The 9,470-nt window shown below is 42.1% G+C and carries 12 protein-coding genes; 4 read left to right on the top strand and 8 right to left on the bottom strand.

Translation table 11 applies throughout. The features are described 5' to 3' along the window. Positions 1-117: 117 nt before the first annotated feature. Positions 118-897, top strand: a complete 780-nt coding sequence (locus DP116_RS19800; protein WP_169156806.1) for an ABC transporter ATP-binding protein — start codon at positions 118-120, stop codon at positions 895-897. A 13-nt stretch (positions 898-910) separates the two neighbouring features. Here the strand turns inward: DP116_RS19800 and DP116_RS19795 are convergent, their stop codons facing one another. Further along, entirely contained in the window at positions 911-1,678 is a 768-nt protein-coding gene (locus tag DP116_RS19795; protein WP_169156804.1) for a response regulator, read from the bottom strand. A gap of 558 nt (positions 1,679-2,236) precedes the next feature. On the opposite strand from DP116_RS19795, the gene DP116_RS19790 reads away from it, so the two are divergent. Continuing rightward, positions 2,237-2,479 carry a DUF6761 family protein gene (locus DP116_RS19790; protein ID WP_169156803.1) on the top strand — a complete coding sequence of 81 codons (243 nt, stop codon included), beginning with the start codon at positions 2,237-2,239 and terminating at the stop codon, positions 2,477-2,479. 243 nt (positions 2,480-2,722) lie between these two features. On the opposite strand, the gene grxD is transcribed toward DP116_RS19790, so the two are convergent. The 7 genes from grxD to DP116_RS19755 all read right to left on the bottom strand — a co-directional run bounded on the left by grxD (position 2,723) and on the right by DP116_RS19755 (position 7,136). Then, positions 2,723-3,046 (bottom strand): Grx4 family monothiol glutaredoxin, encoded by a 324-nt coding sequence (gene grxD / locus DP116_RS19785; protein WP_169156802.1) that lies wholly within the window; start codon positions 3,044-3,046, stop codon positions 2,723-2,725. A 115-nt stretch (positions 3,047-3,161) separates the two neighbouring features. After that, on the bottom strand, positions 3,162-3,413 hold the full coding sequence (locus DP116_RS19780; RefSeq protein WP_169156801.1) for a BolA family protein: 252 nt from the start codon (positions 3,411-3,413) through the stop codon (positions 3,162-3,164). Positions 3,414-3,885: 472 nt separating this feature from the next. Beyond that, positions 3,886-4,551: a hypothetical protein gene (locus DP116_RS19775; RefSeq protein WP_246275714.1), complete on the bottom strand. Its 666-nt coding sequence runs from the start codon at positions 4,549-4,551 to the stop codon at positions 3,886-3,888. Positions 4,552-4,967: 416 nt separating this feature from the next. Next, on the bottom strand, positions 4,968-5,741 hold the full coding sequence (locus tag DP116_RS19770; RefSeq protein ID WP_169156800.1) for a lysophospholipid acyltransferase family protein: 774 nt from the start codon (positions 5,739-5,741) through the stop codon (positions 4,968-4,970). Between the two features lie 111 nt (positions 5,742-5,852). After that, the gene (gene tadA / locus DP116_RS19765) at positions 5,853-6,338 is read right to left on the bottom strand and encodes a tRNA adenosine(34) deaminase TadA (RefSeq protein ID WP_169156799.1); all 486 of its coding nucleotides are present in this window, start codon (positions 6,336-6,338) and stop codon (positions 5,853-5,855) included. Between the two features lie 18 nt (positions 6,339-6,356). Next, positions 6,357-6,671, bottom strand: a complete 315-nt coding sequence (grxC, locus tag DP116_RS19760) for a glutaredoxin 3 (protein WP_169156798.1) — start codon at positions 6,669-6,671, stop codon at positions 6,357-6,359. 237 nt (positions 6,672-6,908) lie between these two features. Next, entirely contained in the window at positions 6,909-7,136 is a 228-nt protein-coding gene (locus tag DP116_RS19755) for a hypothetical protein (protein ID WP_169156797.1), read from the bottom strand. A 713-nt stretch (positions 7,137-7,849) separates the two neighbouring features. On the opposite strand from DP116_RS19755, the gene glpX reads away from it, so the two are divergent. Together glpX and hemA are read left to right on the top strand one after the other, a co-directional pair. Next, positions 7,850-8,890, top strand: coding sequence for a class II fructose-bisphosphatase (glpX, locus tag DP116_RS19750; RefSeq protein WP_169156796.1), 1,041 nt, complete (start codon positions 7,850-7,852; stop codon positions 8,888-8,890). A gap of 85 nt (positions 8,891-8,975) precedes the next feature. Continuing rightward, on the top strand, positions 8,976-9,470 hold a 495-nt coding region (gene hemA, locus DP116_RS29525; RefSeq protein ID WP_246275713.1), incomplete at its 3' end, for a glutamyl-tRNA reductase.

Genomic DNA, 9,470 nt, shown 5'->3' with positions numbered 1-9,470 from the left:
TAGTTACGACTTACGTCGCAACGGGTGCAACTACGTTATTTTTGCGTAAGTCCTGTGAGACAAAAAGAACAATTATCACAACAAAGGTTTAATTTGGAAATTCAACAAGACACGCAGATGGGGAAACTTAGCCTCAAAGCACAACTGTGGCTAGAACAAGTCAGTCTTTTTGCCAGCCTGAAAACCCAGAGTCAGGATAATCAACTGGGATATCCAATATTACAGGATATTTCCTTTGAGGTATTTGAGGGAGAACGGGTTGCTATTGTTGGACCATCTGGTGCAGGAAAAACTTATTTATTACGCTTGCTGAACCGTTTAAGTGAACCCACAAGCGGTAAAATTTATCTGCAGAATCAGGAGTATTCCCAAATTCCTGTGTTGCAGCTACGCTCCATAGTAACACTGGTATCCCAAGAACCAAAGCTATTAGGAATGACAGTAAAAGAAGCTTTGGCTTATCCACTGGTTTTGCGTGGTTTACCCAAACAAACAATTCAGCAACGCGTCAGTCACTGGATAGAACAGTTGCAAATTCCAGATGAATGGTTAACGCGGACTGAGGTGCAGCTTTCTTTGGGTCAACGACAGCTTGTGGCGATCGCCCGTGCTTTAGTCATTCAACCAAAAATTTTATTGTTAGATGAACCAACCTCTGCCCTAGATGTAAATCAGGCTGAGCATCTGGTGGAAATTTTCAGCCAGTTGGCTCAAAATTATCAAACAACAGTTGTTATGGTCAATCACCAGCTAGAGCTAGTTGAGAAATTTTGTACACGGCTTTTATGTCTACAACAAGGTCGCTTACTTGTCAATCAAGAAGCCTCTGAAATAAGTTGGCTGAACTTGAGAGACAAGTTAACGCAAGCAAAAGCCCAAGACGAATTTGAAATTTGAAGTTGTTCCTCTATCAGCGCTGAGTGCTAAGCATAGAACGTTGATTGTTGAATCTTTCTTTAGGTAACTTTGTTGACGAGTTTGGAATATTAGCATTTAAAATTTCCGTGTTAAATCTGTATCCTACATTACGGATAGTTTGAATTAGACTAGGTTGGCGGGGGTCTAGTTCTACTTTTTTCCGTAATGATAAAACATGAGTATCAATGGTGCGTGGATTATCTATAGCATCAGGCCAAGCACGACGTAGCAGTTCAGAACGACTCAAAGGTACTCCTCCAGCTTGCGCTAAAACGTAGAGCAAACTGAATTCTTGAGGCGTTAAGTCGATAAACTCCCCGAGGATGCGAACGCGACGCTGTACCAAATCAATTTGCAAAGCACCATAATCTAAATAAGCTGGTGCAACGGGTGTGCGCTTACGGCGAATAAGTGCCTCAACCCGTGCAAGAAACTCCTGCATCCCAAAAGGTTTGCACAGGTAGTCATCTGCTCCCGCTTTTAAACCAGCCACAATATCAGCCTCATTATTACGGGCAGATAGCATTAGAATCAGAGGCTGTTGTTGACGATGTAACCAACGGCAGAACTCAATACCATCACCATCAGGTAAATCGGCATCTAGAATAACCAATGTCGGTTGATGGCTTAAAAACACTTCTCTAGCCTGATAAATACTTGCAGCTTGATGCACCCGATACTCCAGTTGTTGCAAGTGCCAACCAAGCAATGACCTCAGATGGGGATTTCCCTCAATGATTTCAATACAAACCGAACCCACGGTGGCAAGACCCCTTAGCGTGCATAAATTTCAAGGTAACAAAGCCTATGTCTTAGGTTTTGTAATCCTTGTTACCTCAATTGTTATTAAATTCATATTTACTAATATCAATACAGAAAAAGCGTTTGATTAACGCGTTGTCCAAAGCCAAGTTAGTAATAATCTTAAATTTTTGTTAGACTTAGTAAAAATGCTTTTGATTACAAACTCTGCTTTGAATTGGGTGCCATTTACCGAGGAAGTCTTACTAAATAAGCTAACCTCTGCCAAAAAACTTTTTCAGCTTTGCGGTTGAAGCATATTCGAGCTAGCGGTACAGATTACTACTCACTCACCTTGCCAGTTAAGTTATTGGTTGAGGCAATTATAACAATAGCTTACCTGATAATCATATTTCCAGTTTTATGGAATAGGATCGAGATAGTCTGTAGCTGCTCGAGATTTTTCCTTTAGGGGAGATATCGTCTTTATAGTTAATGCCAAACTGAAAGTGAGACTTCCCTTGGGTGCTCGAATAAATTACAATCCTCTATTTCAGACAGTTTTCCAACAGCAGTTATGCTCCAAGACACACAAACCATTCGCTATTACCAAAGACTAACTGACGCCTTCGTCGAGTTATGGAATCGCGGTTATCGCATGGATGATATGCGGATGTATTTGGATGGCTATATAGCCGCACTGCAACACGGTAACGCTATTGAACCGTATCTGATTCATCGCTTAGAAGAGGAGGCTAATCGCTACTTGCACGATGTTTCAAACTTTACAATGACGCAACCACAACTGGATTACTATTAATATCTTCCTTTTGTTATCAATAGTACCAGCACCTCAACGCAGGTAATTATAACATACCTGATTACCTGCGTGGCCGTGATGAGAACTTTTGGACATATTTCTTTACAATTCCGAGCAAAGCAGTCCTAGGTAACAAGTCGTGAGTAACGAGTGAATTGGCTCATCAGCTCACTCATTACTCAACACTCAGCACCTAGGACTGTATTTATGAAGAACTAACTGCTAACTGCAATCTGCTTCATTTCACGAAGCAAGTGCTACTTCCACTATTTGCTGCAATTCGCCTTTCTGGTACAGTTCAATAAGGACGTCCGAACCACCAACGAATTCACCGTTGATATAGACTTGGGGAATTGTTGGCCAGTTGGAATAGTCTTTAATTCCTTGACGGATTTCGTAGTCATCCAAAACATTCACTGTCTGGAAGGGAACTCCCAACGTATTTAAGATTTGTACGACGTTGTTAGAGAAACCACATTGGGGCATTAACTTGGTTCCCTTCATGAAAACCAAAATCTTGTTTTGTTTTACTAAATTATCAATCCGCTCTTTAAGTTCTGGCGTCATGGTCTTTTTGTTTCCTGATTTGCTTTTAGTCTAATTGCTGATGTTGTCTTTTGGCTTGGATCATTAGTCCTAACTCATGACTCATGACTGATGACTCATGACTAATGACTCATGACTAATGACTATTTTCCCAAGCATCGGGAGTATATGTTTTTAGTGCTAAAGCATGGATCGCTTCACTAGACATAGCTTGCTTAAGCGCACCATAGACTAACTGGTGCTGTTGTACTAGTCCTTTATTTGCAAACTGCGATGAAACGACTGTCACTTGATAGTGATCACCGCCTCCAGTCAAGTCCTGCACTTGAACTAGGGCGTCTGGCAGTTCTATCTTTATCATTTCCTCTACTTGCTGGGGACTCATCATCGCAATTCCTAATCATTTCAAAGCCTAATAGGGATTGTAACTCCCGCATTTGGGCAATTTAAAATATATCTTAATAGAGAGTTATAGTGAGTTGCAGTCAAAGAGGTAACTTATCGTGCTAAGCAAAACACACTCAAGCGTGCCTTATGAGGAGGTACGAATGGCGCGTAGCGTGCACGTTAGCGTTTGGCATGTGCCCAGATTCTCAGGCTTTGGCAAACAATAACATAATCAGGACTTACGCGAAATGTTGAAAAAACGTAGACGCAGAGGAGGTTACTGCACTCGTACGCACTCGTACACAAAGGAATAAGAGTTAAGAAGAGTTTTTGCGTAAGTCCTAATAGTGAAAACGCAATTTAGCATCAAACATCAAAACTTCTCACCACCACCAATAATCTCATCCTATCATTCGGGTGAATGACAAGTGGGGATTAGGGGCAGTGGTGAGCAAAGGACAGAGGTAATTCGATTATTTCTTTTGAGGGTTGTTTTGAGGGTTCTTTTGAGGATTTTTTTGAGGGGAAGAAGAGGAAGCACCAGAGGGCGAAGAGGAAGCGTTACTACCCCCTCCAGAAAAGGGAGCATTCACAAAGCCCAATTCCAATAACTGCTGATATGCTTTCTTACCTAAATCACGTGTTGGGTTTTGACTCTTAACTATTTGAACAAGTAACGGTACAGCTAATTCTGGCTTATTTTGCGCTCTATGTACCAATGCTAGCTGGTAAGAAGCTTCGTCTCGCATTTGGGCAGTTTCTAGCGCCTTTTTTCGTTGATCATCCGCAACTCTATTGTCAATTCCAGAAAAACTAGAATTTAATTCTTGATAGAAATTAGACAGCTGATTAAATACGGCTCGTGCTTCTTGAAGTTTCTTTGCTGCTGCGTCGTAGTTTTGAGAAGAAACTGCATTACTTGCTTCTGCCATGAGACGCCTCCCTCCGTCAAGGCTCAAAAGGCTGTTATTTTGTGCTGTGGGACGAAGGTTATTTGGATCGTTGGGATCTATGGGTTGTGGTTGGCTAGAACCAGTGGGTAGCTGTACTTGAGCATGAACAGGTGATAACAAACTCAGGGTTGCTATCACCACTAAGGAAGTGAAGCGAAATATAGGAATGGTTGCAAACGAGTTCATGAGGTCATTTAAAGAGGTAACTAAAAAAACAGTTATGGAAACTTGGGGTATCTTAACTCTGTTTTGAACTTTGGCAAAACAAAGTCTCATATTCAGTTTCCCTGATTTAGACTGAACATCAACGAAATCAGGTTCCCATAGTTTCTGCGTACTACCTAAATTACCGCTATGAACAAACGCACAAATTCCTCTGATTTTTCAACTAAGAATGCTAATTGCTTGATGGGACTAAAAGAGAATTAAGAAATTGACTGAATTCCCCTTAGCAATCAGCAGGAGTTGTTACAAAAGTCTACCTTACGGGGGTTTTCTTTCGGGTGAGCATTGCCACGATATCTCAAATGTCCATCACATAACTTTTATGGACAATGGTCACTCTACGATTTGTGGTGTAATCTTTTGAACACTGCTGTAGGTTAACTATTCGCAATTTCTGCAAATGCACGAGGAGTGATTTGTGATTCCTGATAACTTAATTTTTGCAGAGCCTTTGTCAAATCACCAGTAAGACGCTTGGCATCTTGTTTCAAAGAACCTTTAGTGTAATCTGCTACTTTTATTGCAGAACCAATGTGAATACTTACATCCGTACCCCATGTAGGGTAAGGTTCGCTGTAATTAATGCCGATGGGTACAATTTTTATGCCTAATTCAGGATGACTAGATTCCGCACTCAAAGCCAGACGAGCAATTCCTGACTTTAATGGGTGAACTTTGCGATCGCGAAAAATGCCCCCCTCAGGAAAAATAACTAACATTTCCCCCCTTTCAAGGAGTTCAATACTATGACGGAGAGTCGTAATTGAGGGGCGTTGAGGGTCTACAGAGAACCCCCCTAAGCGTCGAACAAACCAGCCTTGCCATCCTTGGCATTCAGTCACAGTGACCATGAATCGCAAATCTCGTCCAGTTACGCAGCGACCAGCGACATACGGTAATAGCAAAGAATCCCAACGTGCCCGATGTGTGGGAGCAAGGATAACAGGACCAGTTTGGGGAAGATTTTTTTGTCCGGTGACTCTAATGCTTCCAAAGAAAGATGGTAGAAGAACGTGACCTCCTAAGAAATACACCAAAGGACTTAACCAAGGAGAAATCTCAGAGGTCGTAATGTGAGTCACGTTAGCTGTTTCTGGCGTAGTAGCAAGATGTTCACAGGGAGTATCAGAGGGAGAGTTTAACGAAATCATGACGGTAGCTACTGGCTGTTAGGTTGAATACATTCAAGACTCTGTTAGTTACACCGTAGATTTTCTTCCCTAACTTGTGTAGCACCCACTGGACAGTTTTACCTCTGTCCGTTAGTTAGAAAAATGTCGTCGATTCACAAACCAAGCTTGCAATTGCTGACGACAGGAGGATTCTAAAATACCCCCAATGACACGCAAGCGGTGATTGGAAGCAGCGCTATCAGGGATATTCACAACGGTACGAATTGCACCAGTTTTGGGGTCGTCCACTCCATAGACTAGAAGTCTTATGCGCGCCTGTACAATAGCACCTGCACACATCGGACACGGTTCTAGGGTGACGTAAAGGGTACATTCGTTAAGACGCCAAGTTCGTAATTTTTGAGCCGCTGCTTTAATTGCAATTATTTCCGCGTGCGCCGTCGGATCTTTGTCACGTTCTTTTCTGTTTTCTCCTTCTGCAATCAAACTTCCAGACGAATCAATCACAACAGCACCTACAGGAACTTCATCTGCATCACCCGCTATTTGTGCTAACTCTAAAGCGCGACTCATCCATTGACGATGTATGAGATATTCTGTGTACTCAAGAGACATATTCTTATTGAGGAGAAGCTAAACAGCCGATTGACCAAGAAGAGGGTCTAATTGAGCTTGCGTGTCTAGCTGATAAAGGTCATCACAACCGCCGATGTGCTGATTGTTAATAAAAATTTGCGGTACGCTGCGGCGTCCATTAGCACGTTCTGCCATTTTTGCTCTGGCTGTTTCGTCACCATCGATTTTGTATTCCGTGAATTTTACACCTTTCCACCACAACAGCATCTTGGCGCGAATGCAATATGGGCAAGTTTGCCAGGTGTAGATTTCAACATTGGCTTTGATGCGTTCAGGATGGCGACCTAGTAGGGTGTTCAGAGAGTTCAACATAATGTTTTTAAAGTTTTTTGTGAATCATTTTCATCTATTATTTAGTCTAATTCATGGCTGGCACAAGACAAACTGGAGGAGCTTTAAAAGGGGTATAGGGGTGTAGGGGTGTAGGAAAGCAGGAGCTTTCTTTCCCTTATACTCTTACATCCACCCCAAAGGGCTTGGTCATTGTTGCTAAATGACCAATCAAACTACCGTACATCTATTTATGTAGTCTAGAGTAATGAAGTTTTTTTACTTCGTTTCGTTTTTTTCTAAAATAAGTTCATTCTCTAAAATCAGACTATAAGGCCAGGTCAAAGCCTCCATAAAGCAACCAATCATTGTAACTATTTTGGCAGCCCAAATTATGGGAAAATTTGTGTATTCGTCTAATTCCCTGAATTTTGGTCTAAATCCAACCCATTGAATAACAACACCCAAAAGATAAGAAAATAATGCTATTGATATTTCAATTGACATAGAAATTTTCTCCGTTGTTCAAAATGGTTCTATTTCAGAATGTTTTATTTAACAGCAATACTGTAAAGATACGTTTGACTGCAATTTGGAACAAACTTCATTGCAAAAGTCAAGTAAAACCATGACAAACAGCAAAGTGGTGTTCACTTGCCAGACTTTCACTCTTAGGTCATAAAATAAGTTGACGATATGTAGATACAACGAAATTCGGCTAAATTTAGGTAAAGTTCTCAGAAAGTTCTGATGAAATATTGCACCATTATCAACAAGAGGCAGAGCCTCTGTATTCTCGTTACCAGGCTGAGCCTGGTAACGAGCGTTGAGAAGCACGATTTGCCTCCTGAGTCATACGGTTTACTTCAAAAATTTATGCATTGAGGCAAGCAGTTCTTGAGTGCTTGGGAGAGAGAAAGGCTTATCACCAACTGTATTGGTCACCAGATACGCTTGAGTGCAACTTGGTAGAAACTTGATTGCAAAAGTCAAGTTAAACCATCAAAGAAACACAATTTTCTATAAAGCTTTTGATATATATGGGTGAGAAAGTGTGTCGTTTTGTGCTATGTAACTTCATAAGATGCAAAACTTAACATAAGGGTTAGTGATAGTATTTTCCACAGGTATCCCCATAGGTATCCGCCCTTTGGTAGACTTGAAAACTGAAACAGGTTTCTGGAACGACGCAAAATCAAGCAACCGAGAGGGCAGAGTTTGTGGAAAATACACTTGGGTTAGAAATTATTGAAGTTGTTGAACAAGCCGCGATCGCATCCGCACGCTGGATGGGAAAAGGTGAAAAAAATACCGCTGACGAAGTGGCTGTAGAAGCCATGCGGGAACGGATGAACAAAATTTATATGCGTGGTCGCATCGTGATTGGGGAAGGCGAACGCGATGACGCGCCCATGCTTTATATCGGGGAAGAAGTTGGTATTTGTAGCCAGCCAGATGCCAAAAATTTCTGCAATCCTGATGAACTCATTGAAATTGATATCGCTGTTGACCCCTGTGAAGGTACTAACCTTGTAGCTTACGGTCAACCAGGCTCAATGGCTGTTTTGGCAATTTCTCAAAAAGGTGGTTTGTTTGCTGCTCCCGACTTCTACATGAAGAAGCTAGCAGCTCCTCCAGCGGCTAAGGGGAAGGTGGACATCAACAAATCTGCCACTGAAAACCTGAAGATTCTCTCTGAGGCTCTAGATAGAGGTATCGACGAACTTGTTGTCGTGGTGATGAAGCGTGAACGCCACAACGACTTGATCAAAGAAATCCGGGACGCAGGAGCGAGAGTCCAGCTGATTTCTGATGGTGACGTGGGCGCAGCCATATCTTGTGGTTTTGCTGGAACCAACATTCATGCCCTGATGGGAATTGGTGCAGCCCCAGAAGGCGTTATTTCCGCAGCTGCAATGCGTGCTTTGGGTGGTCACTTCCAAGGTCAACTGATTTACGATCCTGCGATCGTCAAGACTGGTTTGATTGGCGAAAGCAAACAAGCCAACCTTGATCGGCTCAAGTCTATGAATATCAATGACCCCGATAAGGTCTACGATGCTCATGAACTCGCATCTGGTGAAACTGTCTTATTCGCTGCTTGTGGAATTACGACTGGTAACCTCATGCAAGGCGTCCGCTTCTTCCAAGGAGGCGCAAGAACTCAAAGCTTGGTAATTTCTAACCAATCGCGTACTGCCCGATTTGTGGACACTATCCACATGTTTGATAAACAACCCAAGGAATTGCAATTGCACTAATTTTTGGGGAAGGGTAAAAGGATAGTAATATTCATTTACCCTTTACCCAATTCCTAATTCTCAATTAGTAACTAAGATTTAGCAAATGAATATAGCAGTGGTGGGGTTAAGCCATAAAACAGCCCCGGTAGAAGTTCGGGAAAAACTGAGTATTCCAGAACCACAGACTGAAGGTGCGATCGCGCACTTGCTCAGCTATCCTCATATTGAAGAAGTCGCAATACTAAGCACTTGTAACCGTCTGGAAATTTACGTTGTTGCTCAAGAAACCGAACAGGGTATTCGAGAAGTGACTCAGTTTCTCTCAGAACACAGTAAACTACCAGTCACATCTTTACGGCAACATCTGTTTGTTTTGCTCCATCAAGATGCGGTCATGCACTTGATGCGTGTTGCTGCTGGTTTAGATAGCCTGGTTTTGGGAGAAGGTCAAATTCTGGCTCAAGTCAAAAATACTCACAAACTGGGACAGCAATACAACGGTATAAAAACAATTTTGAATCGCTTATTTAAACAAGCTATTACAGCTGGCAAACGGGTTCGCACCGAAACCAGCATTGGTACTGGCGCAGTCTCCATC

Origin of the sequence: Brasilonema bromeliae SPC951 (assembly GCF_012912135.1) — a bacterium.
GTDB lineage: Bacteria > Cyanobacteriota > Cyanobacteriia > Cyanobacteriales > Nostocaceae > Brasilonema > Brasilonema bromeliae.
Note: the sequence above shows the minus strand (reverse complement) of the source record. Positions and strands in the feature narration are given on the sequence as shown.

Excerpts from the sequence above, each read along its gene's own strand:
- DP116_RS19800 (WP_169156806.1), top strand. The coding sequence starts at position 118 with ATGGGGAAACTTAGCCTCAAAGCACAACTGTGGCTAGAACAAGTCAGT.
- DP116_RS19790 (WP_169156803.1), top strand. The coding sequence starts at position 2,237 with ATGCTCCAAGACACACAAACCATTCGCTATTACCAAAGACTAACTGAC.
- grxD (WP_169156802.1), bottom strand. The coding sequence starts at position 3,046 with ATGACGCCAGAACTTAAAGAGCGGATTGATAATTTAGTAAAACAAAAC.
- DP116_RS19780 (WP_169156801.1), bottom strand. The coding sequence starts at position 3,413 with ATGATGAGTCCCCAGCAAGTAGAGGAAATGATAAAGATAGAACTGCCA.
- DP116_RS19775 (WP_246275714.1), bottom strand. The coding sequence starts at position 4,551 with ATGAACTCGTTTGCAACCATTCCTATATTTCGCTTCACTTCCTTAGTG.
- DP116_RS19770 (WP_169156800.1), bottom strand. The coding sequence starts at position 5,741 with ATGATTTCGTTAAACTCTCCCTCTGATACTCCCTGTGAACATCTTGCT.
- tadA (WP_169156799.1), bottom strand. The coding sequence starts at position 6,338 with ATGTCTCTTGAGTACACAGAATATCTCATACATCGTCAATGGATGAGT.
- grxC (WP_169156798.1), bottom strand. The coding sequence starts at position 6,671 with ATGTTGAACTCTCTGAACACCCTACTAGGTCGCCATCCTGAACGCATC.
- DP116_RS19755 (WP_169156797.1), bottom strand. The coding sequence starts at position 7,136 with ATGTCAATTGAAATATCAATAGCATTATTTTCTTATCTTTTGGGTGTT.